We start from the raw sequence: 18,141 nt of genomic DNA on the forward strand, positions 1-18,141 counted from the left end.
TGTTCTCCCCTTCGTGGCTCTAGCTGTGCAGTTCTCGGTATTGAAACCGGTGAACCGTAACGGTACCCTCTCCTACGGCGTCCAAACCGATTCGCAGGCTTAGGAAGCCGCCCAAGGTGTTATGGTTAAAGCCTGACGCATCGGTCACTTTATCGTACCGGCTCCAATGGATTCCATCCGTGCTGTAGTAATAAAAGACCAGATGCTCCTCATGTCGAATCCTTAAGAATACTCGTTCCCCGTAGCATGGCTTCACGGCATACTGCTTAAAGGAACGCAGGTGCCTTGCCCCTTTAGCGGAGACGCCGATGCCCATCCAGGCATTATCATCGTAGTAGAGCAGGAGCCTTCCCTCGGCGGCTCCCGTGAAGGACAGCTCTACCTCCGCTTCGTAGCTGGGCGCTGTAGTCATGAACACTAACGGGGAGCGTATCTTATCATCATCTCGCCCCTCAATCGTTAGCGTCCCGTTCTGTTGGCGGTAATGCACCTCCGGCAGCTCGCCGTTGCACTGCCAATGAATACCCAAGCGCTCGCCGTTAAACCGGTCGTCCACTGTACGGCTCCGCTTCACCGCTTCCCCGAAAGGCAGTGGGATGGGATTATCCGGCGAGATGCCTTCGATCGTCCGATACCAACCGTCCTCCGTCCACTCCACAGGCTCCAGAAGCGTTTGTCGTCCTAACGAATGATACCCGTTCAGATAACCGTGATAGACGATATACCATTTGCCGTCCGGAGAATCAATCAGCGTTCCGTGTCCCTTGGACCACCATCGTTCGCTGCGGGACTGCGTCTTGACCACCGGGTTGTACGGCGAGTGCTCCCAAGGTCCCCAAGGAGTATGTGAACGTGAACATACGACCATGTGGCTGGTCGGCGGTCCGGCCGTTCCGCCCACCGCGACGTTCAAGTAGTAGTAGCCGTCCTTGTATCGCAGCTTCGGCCCTTCCATGCTGTAGCCTTCGACCACCCATTCATCCGGATAACGCCAGCCGTCGTACACATGTCTCGGCTCCCCGGCAATCGCAAGCCCGTCCTCTGACAGCTCTACGATATGGCCGTCGGACATATGCAGGTAACGCTTTCCGTCGGGACCGACCACGTGTCCGGGGTCAATGCCCTTGATTTTGAGATCCACCGGCCGGCTCCATGGACCCGTCGGGGTTGGCGCCGTGACCACCCAATTCGTCCGGTTCGCGGGGAAGTAAATGTAATACGTTCCATTATGATGAACAAACTCCGGAGCCCATACGTCCCCTACATACTCATAGAGCGCAGCCGAAATCGGCGCCCAGTGAACCAAATCCCGGGAATGCCAAATGATTAGCCCCGGGATCGCTTTGTAAGACGTATGTGTCATGTAATAATCCTCGCCAACCCGGATTACCGACGGGTCTGCATAATTCCCTGCTACAACCGGATTAACGTACATTCCCTTGCCGTTCATGTTGGTGTCCCTCCTCTAAATAAGTCATATTCGAAAGAAAATTCCTGCAGTTTCGCAGGAATCATGTTTTGTATATGCTATTTCATCGGGCAATCGGCATCCTAAGAAACGGAATGCCTGAGAGGAGATCCTCTCAAGCACACAGTACAATTAGCCTTTGATCGAACCCATCAAAGCACCTTTCGCGAAGTGCTTCTGCAGGAACGGATATACGAGCAGGATCGGAAGCGTCGCTACTACGATAACCGCCATCTTCACCGTTTGCTCCGGTGGCGTTACGAAGCTGTCGTCCATACCGGAGGTATCGGCGCTAAGACCGCTCGCCAGGATAACGATCTGTCTCAGAATGACCTGTACAGGCCATTTCGCCGTGTCATTCAGGTACAGGATCGCAGACATATAAGTGTTCCAGTAAGTTACGGCATAGAACAGAGAGATGGTTGCAATGGCTGGCATGGACAGCGGGATGACGATTTTGAAAAGAATACCCCAGTCGCCGCAGCCGTCGATTTTCGCCGATTCCTCAATCCCGTCAGGCAGGTTTTGGAAGAAGTTACGCATAATGATCAGGTTGAACGCGCTGATCGCAACCGGAATAACCTGAGACGCATACGTATCGATCAAGCCCATTTCCTTAACGACCAGGAACGTCGGAATCATACCGCCGCTGAACAGCATAGTGAACACGACGAGGAACATGATGGTGTTACGGCCGTCCAAATCGCGGCGGGCCAAGCCGTAAGCCATGAAGGACGTTAAAGCCATACTGAACATGGTACCGAACACTGTAATCCCGATGGAGACCGCAAGACCCATGACCAGTGTGTTTGTTGAAAATACATAACGGTAAGCATCCAAGGTCCACACCGTCGGTATCAAAACGAATTGCTTCTCAGCGAGCTCCTGAACCGTAGTGAAGGAGCCGGCAACGACGTGAATAAAGGGAAGAATCGTAACCAAACCGACCAGCGTCAGGAGAAAATAGTTGACTCCGTCAAAGAGGCGGCTGTTGAAAGATTTATCCTGCATGTGAGTTCAACCTCCTTCTTAGTAGATACCTTCTTCGCCGACCTTTTTGGAGAGCCAGTTAGCGAACATAACGAGAACCAATCCGACAATCGATTTGAAGAAGCCGACAGCTGTCGAGAAGCTGTATTGTCCTTGCTTCAAACCGGCCGTGTATACATACGTATCGAATATCTCCGCTACTTCACGGTTCATGGAGTTCAGCAAGAGATAAATATGTTCGAATCCAAGGTCAAGCACGTTTCCGATCTTCAGGATCAACAATACCATGATAACACTGCGGATCGAAGGCAGCGTAATGTGCCATATTTGACGGAAGCGTCCTGCGCCGTCCATACGGGCAGCTTCATATAAGCCAGGGTCAATCGCAGCCATTGCGGCCAGGTAAATAATCGTTCCCCATCCGGCTTCTCTCCAGATGGTCTGCAGAATGTACATCGGCCGGAACCAGTCGTTGCTCAGGAGGAAGTTGATTTTCTCAAATCCCATCATCACAAGCAGCTCGTTTATAATACCACGGTCCATCGAAAGCATAACGAACGTAATTGAAACGATAATAACCCAAGACATAAAGTGAGGCACATAAATCAGTGTCTGAATGATACGCTTGAAATAATCGCGGCGCACCTCGTTCAGCATCACGGCCAAAATGATCGGCACCGGGAAGTAAAATACCAGGTTCATGACGAATAGCATGATCGTATTGTAGAAGATGGTCCAGAACATCGGCTCTGTAAACAGACGCTCGAAGTGCTTAAAGCCAACCCAAGGGCTGCCTGTCATTCCGAGATAAGGCTTGTAATCCTGGAAAGCAATGACCAAACCGTACATTGGGATGTACTTAAAAATAATAAAGTACAAAATTCCGGGCAAAATCATAAGGTAGATCGCTCGGTTTTTAATAATTCTCTTCAGTAGGCCGGATTCTTGTGATTTTTTTGCAGTCGTAGGGCGTGAAACCGCAGTATCGCTCATCCTTAGCTCTCCCTTCTCTATGTAGAAATGGGAAGGCTGTTGAAGAGCTCAACAGCCCGTGACCATTTCTTCTCTTTATTTTTTGGCTTTTTTGTAGGATTCGTTAAATTCCTTGATGATTTGTTCTCCGCCTTCTTTTTTCCACTTCTCTACTTCCTTCTTGAAGCCGGCTTCGTCGATGTTGCCCAGGATAAACTTATAGGTTGCGTCCTTGATGATATCCTGAAGACGTGCGCCCTTCTCAGTGAAGGCTTTGGAATCAAGCGGTGCGGTAGGGTCGTGAATCAACGATTTGTTGTTCTCAAGAATCAGCTGCTCCGCCTTCTCTTTCGCCGGCAGTGTGAACAGCGGCTCCAGCATTTTAACGGTGCTGATACCACCGATTTGCAGCGCTTGGTATGCTTTTACTTCACGTTCCTGAAGCTTGGTGTCGCTTGTTACTTCCGCTTTGCCGTTCTTCAAGGTGTAGTGCTTGTTCTCCAAACCGTAGTAGATCAGGTTGGAAAGCTCCGGAGACATCAGCTTGTCGTAGAAAGTAAGAACTTGCTTCAGCTCCGCTTCCGTTTTGACTGACGATTTAGGGAAGATGACCGCGGAGCCGTAGCCCGGGATCGACCATACGGCGAACTTGCCGTTCGGACCTTTAATATCGTTAGCGACATCCAGATTGATGTTAGGGTTCACCGTCACCATCTTCTGGTGGAGGGAAACGACATCGGCCATGGAGCCTACATAGATACCTGCTTTACCTGTCGTAAACAGGTTTTGCTGATCGTTCTTGCTCGTTACCGGGAAGTCCTGGTTGATCAGACCTTCCTTATGAAGACGCTGGATATATTTCATCGTCTCGATGTAAGCCGGATCTTCAAACTCAGGGTACAGCGTTCCGTCCTTCACACCCCAGCCGTTCGGAGTGCCGAACCAGGAAGCCACAGTTTTAAACGCACCGTATACAAGATCGTTCCGGTCTGTGAAACCGATGGTATCGTTCTTGCCGTTCTTGTCAGGATCTTTTTCTTTAAAGGCTTTCGCCATGTTGTACAGATCCTCAGTAGTCTTAGGCGTTCCGATGCCAAGCGCATCAGCCCAGTCCTTTCGGTAAATGACACCTTGACGGGATAGCGGACGCTCTTGGTATAGAGCATAAATTTTACCGTCAACCGAAGTATTGTTCAGTACCGCAGGGTCGAGATTCTTCAGATTCGGATAATCCTTCAGCAGCGGTCCGATTTCCCAAAATTGATTATTCCGGATCGCGTCGCGGAACATAATAAGGGACGTTTGGTTTTTCATATATACGGCTTGAGGCAAAGTACCTGTTGCGAAGGAAGCGTTAAGCTTCTCATCATAGCTGCCGTCCGGTACCCACTGGATATCCAGTTCTGTATTTGTTTTTTCTTCTAGAAGCTTCTCAATATCTGGTGCGGGAACCTCCGGAGTATGAAGATTCGCCATAATGCTGATCTTCGTAGGGCCTTTTGCCGCCTCGCCACCTGCTGCATTCTTAGAATCTTGTTTTCCGCCTGCACAGCCGGCCAGCATGGATACTGCGAGTGTTGATGCAAGAGCAATGCTTACTTGCTTTCTGTTCATTTCTGTAGACCTCCCTAAGTTAGGAATGTTGAGTTATTTGGCTGCGGGTGCTTTTCTTGTTGCTGATCTCAGATTATAATGAAATCTCGGTTACGTATATAATCCAAGCATCATCTGTCGAACGGTGTAAGCGCTACGGCAGCCGGGTAGTATCCGATATAATCTAATGATTATCGTGATAACCGCATCCACACCGACATCATACACGTAAGCGCACTTCGGCGTATACCTTATTTGTCAAGGCGTTACCATGTAAAGCAAAGGGGGTTCGAGCCGTGAGCAAGAAACTGTCCGTATTCGAGCGCATGGTGCTCTTCGGATGCTTGCTGTCCATTATTCCGGTCATCATCATAGGCTTCTTTTCCTATTTAAAATCATCGGATGCCATCCAGCGGGAAGTGAACGACAGCAGCATTCACATCATGAGGCAAACCAACGGCAACATTGAACGAGTATTAATTACACTGGACCACACACTGAACAGTGTCATCAGCTCCAGTACGTTTCAAGAGGCGATGGACCGCCGGCTGACGTTTTACGATTTTCAGCTGTACAACACCCTTCGAAGAGAAATGAGCCTTTTGCAGTCTCCTGACCGCAAAGTAACGGATGTAGTTCTAGTCAACACATCGCATAATTGGCTGATGAACAATTCCGGGCTTTATCCTTTGGACACATGGGAGCAAAAGGATGAAATCACCAATCTGATGAGCCTGCCGCACCATTCGCAGTGGGTTGTGCATGAGAAGGGGCAGCTTGGGTCAAAGGATACGCTGTCGTATGGCTGCAAGAACACGATAACGCTGGTGAAGAAGCTGCCGCTGCAAGCATTTGATAAGAAGGGGCTGATTCTCGCCCATATCCCTAGCTGCACCTTGGCTTCCATGCTGACCTCCAATGCTTCGCAGCACGTGATGATCCTGGATCAGAATATGAACATCGTGGTCCATCCGGATGAGAATCAAGTGGGACATGCCCTTTGGGAAACGGGCTTCCTGAGCGAAAGCCAGAAGGATCTGCTCGATCATGAGATCGGTCAATTCGAAACGAAAACCGCCAAGGGCCTATTTACGGCAACTTACGTTCGTTCGCAATTTAACGGCTGGACCTACCTCTCCTTTACGGAGAATGATCTGATCACCAAGGAAGCCCGCGATATCGGGTGGTTTACCTTCTTCGTATGTCTCCTGATCATCGGCGCCTCGGTGGTGACCGTCTGGTTCGGAACAAGGCGCATGTACCGCCCGATCGGATCCCTGATCAATGCGATTGAGGACCGGTTGCCTTCCCAGCCCGGGAAGCCTAAGGATGAGTTTCAGATTATCAGCGAGCATATCGAGCAGCTGTTCGAATCGAATACCAGTCTGAAGACCGAGCTGCAGCAGAACACCCAGGTCGTTCGAACGAGCTTCCTGCAGAAGATTTTCACAGGCAATATCAAGCTGTCTGAGCTCGAAGAGCGTCTGAGCTTGTACGGTTTCGACGAGCAGATTGCCGGATGGAAACAAATGGAGGTGCTTACCCTTCAGATCGATATGCTGGAATCGACCCGGTTTACCTCCAAAGACCTGGATTTGCTGCTATTCGCCGTGAATAACATATTGGAGGAAACGATTCCTGCCGATCACCGCTTCTCGCCTGTACTGCTGGATCAGACACAGGTTACCCTAATCGGGGCCGGTGACATTACGAGCGGGCAGTTCCGCGAGCTTGTCGACGATTGGACCGAGGCTGTCCGGCATAATATCCGCACTTACTTGGATCTTGATGTCAGCATAGGGATTAGTCTCCCCTTCCAGGACATTTCGAAAGCAGCCCGCGGCTACCGTGAAGGACTGGAGGCGCTTAAGCAGCGATTAACCCTGGGTACCGGCATAATCATTCGTTATGCTTACATTAATGAAGGCAAGCATACGATCATTCAGACGTTCCCTCAGCAGCTGGAGAACGACCTGATTGACGCGGTGAAGCTGGCGGAGGAAGAGAAGGCTCTATCGCTTCTAAAGCAGTGGATGAAGGAGGTTTTCCAGAAGGAGCGTTCCCCTCAGCAGTATCAGGTATCCTTAATGAGGCTGTTGAATGATCTGCTTATCGTGATGCAGGAGGCGGGCATTTCCTTAGCCCAGATCCAGCAAAACGAAGATTCGCTATATGAGGAGCTGCTGCAGATTTATGTTGGGGATGAGATTGAAAAATGGTTCCGCACCCGACTGATCCTGCCGCTGATCGGCGTTTTCCGTGACCGAAGCGAATCGCAGTACCGTAATTTATCGGAAGAGCTGATCGACTTGATTCATCGATACTACGATACGGATTTGACCTTGGAGGAATGTGCGTCCAAGCTGCACTATAATACCTTCTACCTGAGCAGTGTATTTAAGAAGGAAACCAACATGTCGTTCAGTGAATACCTGACAATGTACCGGTTTAATATGGCGAAGAAATGGCTGAAGGAAACGGATATGACGGTCAAGGATATCGCACAGAAGCTCGGATACAACAACCCGCAGAACTTCATTCGCTCCTTCCGGAAGCAAGAGGATATGACACCAGGACAATACCGGACCAAATACGGTACGGGAGAGGAAAAATAGGAAGGGCAGGACGAGGTTAGCCCATTGCCCCTTTGCCTTCACCGACAAGTAGCCTACGAAAAAGCCCCCTAACCGCTGATTTCTGGCGGTTAGGGGGCTTTATTTAGATGCGTTATGCCGATTGCGAACGTCCCGGCACTCCTCCCGAAGTGGGAACACCACTCTCCGGCGAATTACGGCGGAAGAACAAGTAGGCGAAGGACGAAGCCATCATCTGCTGGAACACCATACCGATGATGACCGGAAGAGCTACCGGCGGCGGAAAATACGATATCGCCATGACAGCCCCCGCGCTAATGTTTCGCATGCCGCAGTTAAACATCATGCTGACAGCTACACCGCGATCCCAGCCGAGCAGCTTGGCAACTCCCCAGCCGATCAGATAACCCATCGCTACGATCAGGACACAGATGAAAGCCAAGAAGATGACTTTCCCCGTAAGCTCTGTAAAATAACCGGCGATGACCGAGCTGTTGATCATTACGACTACGGCTAAGCCCACCTTGGAGAAGGGTGACAGCCTTGGCCCCCACGTCTTCTTCACTTCGCCGCGGGTCCACTGGTTCAGCGCCATGCCGAGTAATGACGGCACGACGATCATCCAGGTGAGCCCCTCCATCATTCCCCACACATCCATCTCGACCTTTGCACCGACCAGCAGAGACAATGTTGACGGGACAAGGAACGGAGCCAGCATCGTATCGATTAGAATCATCGATAAGGTCAGTGCAATATGCCCCTTGTAAATGGAAACCCACATGAAGCTGACGATCCCCGTAGGGATGCAAAGCAGCAGTATGAGACCTGTAATGGTCAACGGGTCTCCCGGGTATACGACGTGGCCGATGCCCCAAGCCAGTAACGGCATAAGAATATGAATGACGGTTAGAAAGACTAAGATCGGAAACGGATGCGTCAGTACGCGCTTCAAATCTCCGAAGTTCATGCTTAAGCTGCCCGAAAACGTCATAAATCCGAAAATCCATGGCACCCAAGCGGTGTAAGGGGAAAACCATGTGGAGAACAAGATTCCCAAAGCCACGCTTATAGGTGTGACTAAAGGCATCCACTTTTCCATAGTTTTATTGATAGTTTGCAGCATGCTCTCTCGTCTCCCGCCGTTTAGCTTACTTGCCTTCGATTCCGATAGACACGGGGTTCATGCCTTAGCATGAACCCCGCGAAAGCGTCGTATGTTATTGTAACACATCTTCCAGTCGAATCGGACGATTTTCTTTCACCGAGCGCCAAACCGCCTCCCCTGTGCCGACGGAATAAGCGCCGTCGCGGCTGCCGGACAAAATGCTGTAGCCGCGCTTAGGGTCCGGGCCAAGGAACAAGTCCTCAAGCAGCACCGGGTCGCCGCCTCCGTGTCCGCCTTCGCGGTGAACGACGTGAATCGTTTCCTTGGAGCCGAACAGCGGGAAGTAGTCGATCGTCTGCACCTCCGTTGGAAACGGTACCCGATCCAGCATATGATATTCTACGGTTTCAATCCGGCCCTTGGTGCCGTTGATGGCAAGCCGGTAACCCTCATATGGGGTGGAGAAGTTGACCGAATAGCTCAACAAGGCGCCGCGGTCGTATTTGACGGTAGCCGTGTAAGTATCCTCGATATTAATTTCCGAGTCATAAATACAGGCATCCGGGCGATACTGGCTGTAGGCCGGTTTGTCGGTTTGCACCGTACCGAGGTGATCATCCTTAACATTCATGCTTTGGCTGCGGGTATTCCAGCGGCTGTAATAGTCGCAATCCCGCTTAACCTCGCAGGTGCTGCAGAATCGGCCGTCTTCTTTCTTCGGATTGAGCTCGCCCTCCGGTCCGTAATAATTCAGAGCACCGAACGCGAATACTTCAACAGGAGTTTGGTCGATCCACCAATTCACCAGATCGAAGTGGTGAGAGCTCTTATGGATGGACAGGCCGCCGGAAATTTCCCGAATACGATTCCAACGCTTAAAGTAGCTCGCCCCGTGATACGTATCGATATACCAGTTCAGATCGATTGAGGTGACGCGACCGATCTTGCCCTCCAGGATCATTTCCTTAATTCGGGTATGGATCGGAGAATAACGGTAGTTGAAGGTTACCGTCACCTTGCCCTTGCTCTTCGCTTCCGCGTCCATGATGCGGCGGCAATCCTTCCCTGTCGTCGCCATCGGCTTCTCGGTCAGTACGTCGAGATCGTGCTCCAGCGCTTGAACAATGTAACCTGCGTGCGTGTCGTCCCGGCCGGTGACAATGATGACATCCGGCTTCGTCTCCGATACCATGCGGCTGAAATCTTCCGGTCCGTATTCTCCCACATGGGACAGCTCCGGGAACTTGCTTTTGCATACCTCATGTCTTCTTGGGTCCACGTCAAGCAAACCAACCACCTCGGCAGTGGACGAGAATGTTTTCAGCATAGGCCCGATAAACATCGAGATTGCTCGGTTACTTACTCCGCAAATAGCATATTTGTTCTTCATACGGCTTCTCTTCTCCCTTATTCATGTTGTGTTTCCCTACTTCGCGATCGCTTGCTGTTTTCCATTTCTATTGCTGCATCGCTTCACTCTCCCCCCTTGGTCATGCTCTTATAAGCATCTTCGTATTCCTTACTCATCTGATCGCCGCCGGCCATGCGCCACTTGTCCACCTCGGCTTCCCAGCCGGCGTCATCAATAATGCCCATGATGTAACGGGTCTGTGCATCCGCAATCATCTGCTCTAGCTCTTTGCCCCGTTCTGTGTTGGTTTGCGAGGTGAGCGTCAGAGCTGGGTTCGACACCATGTTCGTCAAATTATCCTTCGGAATTTGCCTGCCCTTCTCCCCCAGAGGCGTATCCTTCAGCGGCGCCACGTGGTAGCCTTCGATGTTGAACAGACTGTCCCGATACGGCTTCACCTCGCGCTGAAACAAATTAAAGTTTTGGATCTCCAATGTTCCGTCACCCAGCCTGGCGTAATGCTTTCCCTCCAAACCGCGCATCTGTAAAGTCGACATCGGCTCATCCAGCATACTGTCGATGAACGTGAGAATCCTTCGCAGGTCCGCTTCGCTCCGCACAGCCGATTTGGAGAAGACGAAGAAGCCGTTGTTGCCGAGCTCTCCTGCAGCCCTGGGCCCCTGCGGCCCGGTCGGGGGCATGACATCGAACCGGCCCGTCGGGACTGACTTGATCAGTCGGTCCTGCATACTCTTGGCATTCTGCGCCACTGCGATCCGCATCCCGACACGACCGGAGTCATACAGCTTTTCCGCTTCGGATTCGTCCAGTACCGCAAAGTCGTCATTGATGAGCTTCTCCCCGTACAGTCTGCGAAGCAGCTTCAACACATCGACGTATTGCGGAGATACGAATTCGGGCGTAAATCTGCCGTTAGCATCAACGCCCCATTTGTTGGGGGCGCCCATGCTAACCGCGAGCCGAGTAGTCGACGCCGCGGAGCCGTCATTGTACTTTTTATCCAGCACCATGCCATACGTATCCTTCTTGCCGTTCCCATCCGGGTCGTTCAAGGCCATGGCCTTCAAGACGGTATACCACTCCTCCAGTGTCGTCGGGGGCTGCAAGCCAAGCGAATCAAGCCAATCCTTCCGATAAATGATTGCGGATCTTGCCATATCCCGAAACAGAGGAATGCCGTAAATTTTCCCGTCCACAGCAATATTGTCGTAGTACTTCCGGTTTTGCGCCGACAAGTTCTTATAATCCTTGAGAAAAGGCCCGACTTCCCAGAACAAATCCGACTGGATCGCGCTGATGGTCATGGGCACATACTTCACACGCAGCATCATCGGCATTTCATTGGCCGCCAGCATGACATTGATCTTATCGTCGTACGCGGCGTTCGGAATCCATTGGATCTCAAGCTGCGTGTTCGTATACTTCTCGATGGCGGTCTCGATATCATTGTCCACGGCAGGCACATCGCCTACCTGGGCGGTGGTCAAGGTGATTTTGAACGGTTCGGTGCCGGCATTCCCCGCCGTCTCCCGATCTTCACCGCAACCGACAATGATGGTGACGAGCGCTGCGCAGACGGCCGCAAGCCAACTTTTGCTATACATACGTTGGTTGACCTCCCTCATGGTTGAGTACAGCGTAAAACTGCCGTTGTCCGTTAAGAACCGGTGCCTGTCGAATCACGCTGAAGCCGTCAACCGGCGGAAGGAGATGAGCACCATCTCCGTTGATTGCCCAACAAAGCTATCCTCATTCGTAGCTTCCTCCTGATTATAGAGCGGCATGTCCGTAGCAGGCTATACATCTTTCTTAACCAATTGCCAGCAGCGCGCCAATCCCCTGATCTATTCGTCTTGATGCACCGTATAGTCCTGAGATAACCTGTTGATATGCCGCAGTTAACCACGTCGGAACTGCTCCCGGTACTGGCCCGGGGTCATTCCGACAATCCGGCGAAACGTCCGGATAAAGGCGCTTGTATTCGTGTATCGCAGCCTATCGGCAATATCGGCAATTTTATCGTTTGTTTTCTCAAGCCACTGCTTCGCTATGCTCATCCGATGCTCGGCCAAGTAATCGCTGAAGTTTACACCGGTTTCCTTCTTAAACACTCGGCTAAGATACACCGGGTGAAAATTCAGCTGAGCCGCGCAGGCTTCCAACGAGAAATCCTCGGCATATCTCTCGTGGATGAGCCTTACCATTCGATTGGCAATATCGTGATATTGCGTTTCGGACTGCTCGTTTAAGTAACGAGCGACCGGTCCCAGCAGGTCCTGCTCAAACCAAACGGTAATCTCGTGCAGCGTCGTCAGCTTCATGAAAAATTCCAATGACGCCTTGGGACCCAGCACCTTTGGAATGGAGCCCCCCTGCTCCTGAACAAGCTGATAAACCTTTGCAATGAGCTGCACCATCAGGGGAGAATAGTCGGCAAAGCTGATTTCCTTGGATACGATAAGAGCGATATACTGCTCAAAGCTCATCTTCACGCGAACGGGTTCTCCTGTCTTCAGCGCTTGGACAAGCTGATCCTCATGGAGCTTCATTTGGTTAAAGGTCGCCGCATTGACGTCCTGCTGGGCAATAATGTCTTGAAAGTGAATAATGATGTCATCGCCTAGGCTTAGCCTGCATTTTAACGCTTGGAGGGACTCCCTGTACGCCTTCATTGAGCCGGTTATTTTCTCATAGGGATGGCTGATGCCGATGCTCACTTTCAATTGAAGAAACTCACTAACCTTCGACTTGATCTCCTCCGCGGCACGGTGCAGCTCTTCCTTCAGCCGAATCTCATCTGTAGTGTTACTCACCATGATGGTCACTTGAGATTGCTCCAGTACGATAGGATTGAACCGCGATGCCGGAGGGAGCAGCTCGCCGACCATATTGTTAACCGCAAACAGCAGCAGTTCCCTGTCGTGTTCCCGGTAGCGTGTGTCCTGCAGCGTATCGATCTGGAGCGTAAGTACAGCCAGACGGTGCCATTGAACAGGGAAGCCGTATACCTGAGAGCGTTCAACAAAATCCTGTTCGCTCACCTGGCCGGACAGCAGCTTCATTAGGAAAAATTCCTTCAATTGGGCATACTGCCCCTTTACTTGGTCCTGAAGCTCCTTGCCTCTTACCGATAGTCGGCGCAGCCGCTCCTCGATAAAGGTAAATTCATCCTTAAGAACCGTACCTAAGCCGCTTCCTTCCATCCGCTTGGAATATTCCAAAAGTCTCCGTACAGGGGAATACATTCGCCGGCTGCCGAAAAAGGCGACGACCCAAATGAGTACAAAAATCAGGAGGCAAACGATCCATGTGATCACGGCGATTTTGCGCGACTCGAAGGTAATGTCGTCCCGTGAAACGACCGATACGTAGGTCCAGTCATTGTAAGGGGATACAAGAAAAGTGACACTCATGTCCTTGCCGCCGGCTGTTGTACGGAATGACCCTTCCTGCTCCTGTCCGGCCCTCTCGATGATGGCGCTTTGAATCGCTTCGAGCTGGTCACTGCCGGACTCGGATAAAATGTTGTCCCCGTTTTTATCTAAAATATAATGAACGCCCAGCTTCTCCCTGTTAGCTATCAATTGCTTCACTTCGCTGTTCAGCAAATCGACGACCAGCATCTCCCGCGGGCTCCCTGTTAGCGGCACGGTCGGAATTTTCAGCACCATACGGATGGTTCGCCGGTCCGGTTCAGTCGAGTCGTCTTGGAGCGTCTCCCAGAACAAGCTCGTCGGGGCATCGGCATAAGACAGCAGCTTCTCCTTTTCCGAGTGCGTGCTAAGCTTCGTAAAAAGCCGATAGCTAAGCAGCCAATCCTTTTCCAGGTTAATGAGGTAGGCTTCCGAAATGCCCGTCAACGTCTGCAAGTGATACAATCCTTTTGACAAATCACGGACGGTATCGAATTGCTTCGGAGTAAGCTCTTGATGAACCGAAGCCGTGACAACGGCGGAATTCACATATTGAATAGCCGAGAGCTCCAGTGTCTTCAGAACCTGTTCGACCCGCATCTGAGTCTGATGAAGAATCTGACGATTGCCCTCTTCCACTTTTGCTTCAATGTCGCCGGCGGCAATATAGTAAGAAAGAAGTCCGATCAAGAAAACGGGGATCGCACCGAGTAAAAACCCAAAGAATAAGAGCCGCCGCCAATAGGTGGACATACCGAATCGAGCCCCTTTCCTCTACAGCGTAAGGATTTTCATTATAGCATGGAGCAGCCGGAAGACGGGTTCCAAAGAAGCAACGTCTTATCCAAAGATTATTTATGTTGAGGAATGATTATGGTAGAAGAACGCAGCGATGAGAATAGGGGGATCGGGGAAGTGAGTTTTCATTGAAAAAGCGATGACTCTCGCCGGACAACGGATCGAGCCGGCAGGAGCCGGTCGATGGTCCGTGAACGTCATCGCCCGTAAGAGCTATACAGATAATCGGCAGATGAAGCTACTAGTAAGCTCCTCGGATCTGAGTATGTACACGCTCGTTATAAAAGCTGCGAAGCTTCGCGAGCTCTTCCTCCGAAAAGCTCGGCACATCCCCTGCCCCGAGATTGTCCTTCACCTGTTCAACCGACTTGAAGCCGGGAATGACACAGCTGATCTCGGGTTGATCCAGCAGCCATCTCAGCGACGCACGGGTCATATTGCCTCGACCTTCGGCAATCCATGCCAGTTCTCTGCTCAGCTCAACACCCTTCTCAAACGGCAAGCCGCCGAACGTTTCACCCACGTTGAATTGCTCTCCGTTGCGGTTGAAGGAGCGGTGGTCATCGGTTGAGAAAGTGGTCGCTTCCGTAAACTTCCCTGTCAGCAAGCCGCTGGCTAACGGAAGTCTCACAAGAATCCCCACTCCTTTGGCTTTAGCCTCGGGAAGCAGCTGCTCCAGCGGCTTCTGCCGCAGTATATTGAAAATTACTTGCAGTGCTCTTACACCGGGATGCTGCAAGCAGATCAAGCCCTCTTCGACGGTTTCGACGCTGACGCCGTAGTGCCTGATTTTGCCTTCCGCTTGGAGCTTGTCCAATACGCCGAATACGCTTCCATCCCGCAGAATGGCAGTAGCCGGACAATGAATCTGATATAGGTCGATGCGCTCCCGGTTCAGCCGGCGAAGACTGTCTTCACAGTATGCACGAACCGACTGCTCCGAATAGGTTTGGGGATCGTGAATGTCCCCCTTCCGGCAAAACTTGGTCGCAACATGGATCCGATCCTCTTTACCCTTCGTCGCTTGCGCGAGCAGCCTTTCCGACTTTCCGTCTCCGTAGACATCCGCTGTGTCGAAGAAATTCACGCCCTGATCCATGGCATAATCCAAAGCCCTCAGAGACTCTTCATCGCTTACGTTGCCCCAAGAACCTCCGATAGCCCATGTACCGAAGCTGATTTCGCTTACTTTCAGGTCTGTTGTGCCAAGCGTTCTGTAGTTCATCAGGTCAACTCCTTGTTCTTCATAGGATGGGAACTGGGGCCATTATACTCCATATGAATGAACCTTCACAACGGGAAGTGTATAAAATAGCGGTCCTGAGGCTGAAAATATATCATTGAGAATTGGATGAACCTTCATCCCCTGGGAGGATTCTGTTTAATGGACGAGTTGAATCGCCTTATCGTCATCGTCAAATCCAACTACATCCTTGTCATCGTCGCAGCCGTTTTGTTTTTTCTGCTCAAAGCGCTCGCCGGCTACCTTACGTACCGCAGGTTCCGCAAGGATCTCGAGGAAATTAAGGCTCTCATTAAAAATGAAAGAAAGTGAAACTTTTCCCATACTTCTTCGTCTAATATAACAGAGAGAGAAAGATTATTTATTAGATAGGAATTGGGGGATTTTCATGAGCTTTATCAAAAATGCGGTTCTCGTTATTTTCAGCCTGACACTCAGCTATTGGCTGTTCGGCGGTGCTCTCATCGATTTATTCTTTACCTAGACTGCATAAAAGCCTGCCGAAGGCCGCTTCTCTAGCGGCCTTCGGCAGGCTTTTCGTTTATGTTCATGTTCGAAACGCCGCACTCTTCTCCCGCAGGATTTCGGATTGTCGTTTAAGCACCTCCGATGAAGAGGCAATTTCCTGCATGACGGCGGTCTGCTCCCGGGTGGACGAAGCGGCCTGCCTCGCTGCATCAGCAATTTCCAGAGCAATCCTATCGATGCTCCGCTGCTTCTGCTCCGCTCCATAAATTTGCTGCGACTGCTCAGCAATCGTAGCGGCGATCAGCTGTACGGCACTCGCCGTTTCTTGAGCGCTCCCGCTCATCCTGCGTATCGCGTGCTCCGTCTGCTCTCCCTTTGACGCTTCCCGCTGCATGGACTCGACCTGTCGTTTCAGCCGATCGGCAACGTCCTTCACCGCAAGCTGCACCTGTCTTATCAGCTCATCTATGGCATGTACGGATTGACTGCTCTGCTCAGCCAGCTTCCGAATCTCCATGGCAACTACAGAGAAGCCTCGCCCTTCTTCCCCGGCCCTCGCCGCTTCAATGCTTGCATTCAGAGCAAGCAGATGAGTCTGATCGGCGATTTCCCCTACCAGCCGAGTCACGCTTCCGATTTCCAGTGCGTCGCGCTCCAGCTGGGCCACAACCTCAATCGTTCCTTCGCCTGTCCGTGATGTCTCCAGCATAGTATGTACCAAGGTGCGGATCACCTCGCTGCTTTCCTCTATCGTCCTCACCATTTGCGCAGAGAGTCGATTCGTCTGTCCGGCTTCTACGCTGACTTCCGACGCGGCAAGCGATACTTGTTCCATGGCGAGGAAGGAAAGTCTGGCTTCCTCCTTCTGCTGTTCTGCCCCATGGGCGATTCGCTCGTTAATGGCCGAAATCTGCTCCGCTTGATAGGTAGCCTGCAGGATCGCCTCACTTAGCGCCGCGGAGCTCTCGTTAGCTGCAATCGCGTGCTTTGTAATGTCCTGAAGCAAGCCCCGAAGCTGCCGAACCATACTGCGGAACGCCTCGTTTAAGACCCCGAGCTCATCCTTCGACTGGTGGGCCGGTAGGCTGATCGCTAAATTACCTTCGGCTGCCTCATTGGCTAACTTTGTCAAAAGTAGCAGCGGACTGACAATCCACTTGGCCATCAGCCAGCCAAGAAACCCCGTCCAACCTATGCCCATGGCCAAGGTCAACGCAATAAATACTCCCTCCGGTAAGAAGGAGGTAAACTGATCCTTCAAAACAAAAATAAAAAATGCGCTGGTCCCGTAGGTAATTGCGGAAACAGCTGTTAGTCCGAGCACGAATTTTTTTACCAATCCGAATGTCATTGCCTTCTTGCTCCCCTTCGTATCGAAAGCTGCACGTATTCCGGATTATAACAAAATTCGAATGAGGATACTGTGATCTATATCATAGACAATAAAACGCTCCTGCTCTTCCGTTTCCGGCAATGAAAGGGCCAAAGCGCGTACCTCATGGACGGTTACCATGCCCGGCTCCTTCCAAAGCTGTATCCGCATGAAGCGCGACCTGCTCCCAGTGATGTCTCATCAGCTCTCTGATGTACACATCCTCCAGCATCTCCTGATGGAACGCCAAGGTCGTCTTCCCTGTCTTGGTCGCTAAGAAATACAGCTGCAGCCTTGATTGCGTTTCCCACTCGGGACGCTTGTACGTCATGCGCAGCTTAAGGCCGTGCTCAACTACGGTCAGCTTCCCCGTGACCCCCTCCTGTGACTCGAACTCAAACCCTTTGCTCCATTCAAATTGGGAGAAGGTTCCGAGCCACAAGGCAAGTCCTTGCAATGAAGTCAGATAGCTCCATGCCTGATCCTTCCGAATATTTATCGTTCTCCGATATCCTACCTGGACGCCTGCGTCCTTGGTTACTCCTACGGGAATACGGCCCAGCAGCTCGCCGAACAGGAGCGCCAGCCACTCTCCCCATTCCTCGGCAACGCGGTGGTTGCTGAGGATATAACTCCTGATTTGTTCGTGCGACCATGCGGGATCGACCGAGCGCTGCAAGCGGATGATCCACTCCTCCCAGGATACTCCCGTTGCTTCTCTGAGCGCATTGGTAAATACGGAACTCGGCATTT

Annotated in this window: 13 protein-coding genes; 2 read left to right on the plus strand and 11 right to left on the minus strand. The window is 51.5% G+C overall.

The window, feature by feature from the left end; translation table 11 throughout:
• Positions 1-19: 19 nt before the first annotated feature.
• The 4 genes from QMO62_RS11330 to QMO62_RS11345 all read right to left on the minus strand — a co-directional run bounded on the left by QMO62_RS11330 (position 20) and on the right by QMO62_RS11345 (position 5,044).
• Positions 20-1,450: a family 43 glycosylhydrolase gene (locus QMO62_RS11330; RefSeq protein ID WP_284641067.1), complete on the minus strand. Its 1,431-nt coding sequence runs from the start codon at positions 1,448-1,450 to the stop codon at positions 20-22.
• Between the two features lie 150 nt (positions 1,451-1,600).
• Positions 1,601-2,479, minus strand: coding sequence for a carbohydrate ABC transporter permease (locus QMO62_RS11335; RefSeq protein WP_284641068.1), 879 nt, complete (start codon positions 2,477-2,479; stop codon positions 1,601-1,603).
• An 18-nt stretch (positions 2,480-2,497) separates the two neighbouring features.
• Positions 2,498-3,451 carry an ABC transporter permease gene (locus QMO62_RS11340; protein WP_284641069.1) on the minus strand — a complete coding sequence of 318 codons (954 nt, stop codon included), beginning with the start codon at positions 3,449-3,451 and terminating at the stop codon, positions 2,498-2,500.
• A gap of 75 nt (positions 3,452-3,526) precedes the next feature.
• Positions 3,527-5,044, minus strand: coding sequence for an extracellular solute-binding protein (locus tag QMO62_RS11345; RefSeq protein WP_284641070.1), 1,518 nt, complete (start codon positions 5,042-5,044; stop codon positions 3,527-3,529).
• Between the two features lie 275 nt (positions 5,045-5,319).
• Here QMO62_RS11345 and QMO62_RS11350 point away from each other — a divergent pair, with 275 nt between their 5' ends.
• Complete coding sequence (locus QMO62_RS11350) at positions 5,320-7,638, plus strand: helix-turn-helix domain-containing protein (RefSeq protein WP_348651701.1); 2,319 nt, start codon at positions 5,320-5,322, stop codon at positions 7,636-7,638.
• A 112-nt stretch (positions 7,639-7,750) separates the two neighbouring features.
• Here the strand turns inward: QMO62_RS11350 and QMO62_RS11355 are convergent, their stop codons facing one another.
• From QMO62_RS11355 to QMO62_RS11375, 5 genes are all read right to left on the minus strand, one after another.
• On the minus strand, positions 7,751-8,740 hold the full coding sequence (locus tag QMO62_RS11355) for a bile acid:sodium symporter family protein (protein ID WP_284641071.1): 990 nt from the start codon (positions 8,738-8,740) through the stop codon (positions 7,751-7,753).
• Between the two features lie 94 nt (positions 8,741-8,834).
• Positions 8,835-10,112 carry a Gfo/Idh/MocA family protein gene (locus QMO62_RS11360; protein ID WP_284641072.1) on the minus strand — a complete coding sequence of 426 codons (1,278 nt, stop codon included), beginning with the start codon at positions 10,110-10,112 and terminating at the stop codon, positions 8,835-8,837.
• An 83-nt stretch (positions 10,113-10,195) separates the two neighbouring features.
• A complete protein-coding gene (locus tag QMO62_RS11365) occupies positions 10,196-11,698 on the minus strand; it encodes an extracellular solute-binding protein (RefSeq protein ID WP_284641073.1) in 1,503 nt (500 codons plus the stop codon).
• Positions 11,699-11,992: 294 nt separating this feature from the next.
• A complete protein-coding gene (locus QMO62_RS11370) occupies positions 11,993-14,260 on the minus strand; it encodes a helix-turn-helix domain-containing protein (RefSeq protein WP_284641074.1) in 2,268 nt (755 codons plus the stop codon).
• A 286-nt stretch (positions 14,261-14,546) separates the two neighbouring features.
• A complete protein-coding gene (locus QMO62_RS11375; protein ID WP_284641075.1) occupies positions 14,547-15,530 on the minus strand; it encodes an aldo/keto reductase in 984 nt (327 codons plus the stop codon).
• A gap of 159 nt (positions 15,531-15,689) precedes the next feature.
• Between QMO62_RS11375 and QMO62_RS11380 the strand changes: the two genes are divergently transcribed.
• Positions 15,690-15,860 carry a hypothetical protein gene (locus tag QMO62_RS11380; RefSeq protein ID WP_284641076.1) on the plus strand — a complete coding sequence of 57 codons (171 nt, stop codon included), beginning with the start codon at positions 15,690-15,692 and terminating at the stop codon, positions 15,858-15,860.
• Between the two features lie 235 nt (positions 15,861-16,095).
• On the opposite strand, the gene QMO62_RS11385 is transcribed toward QMO62_RS11380, so the two are convergent.
• Positions 16,096-17,367, minus strand: a complete 1,272-nt coding sequence (locus QMO62_RS11385; protein WP_284641077.1) for a methyl-accepting chemotaxis protein — start codon at positions 17,365-17,367, stop codon at positions 16,096-16,098.
• Positions 17,368-17,512: 145 nt separating this feature from the next.
• Positions 17,513-18,139: an SRPBCC domain-containing protein gene (locus tag QMO62_RS11390; RefSeq protein ID WP_284641078.1), complete on the minus strand. Its 627-nt coding sequence runs from the start codon at positions 18,137-18,139 to the stop codon at positions 17,513-17,515.
• Positions 18,140-18,141 lie beyond the last annotated feature (2 nt).

It is taken from the genome of Paenibacillus silviterrae, assembly GCF_030167925.1.
Lineage (GTDB): Bacteria > Bacillota > Bacilli > Paenibacillales > NBRC-103111 > Paenibacillus_G > Paenibacillus_G silviterrae.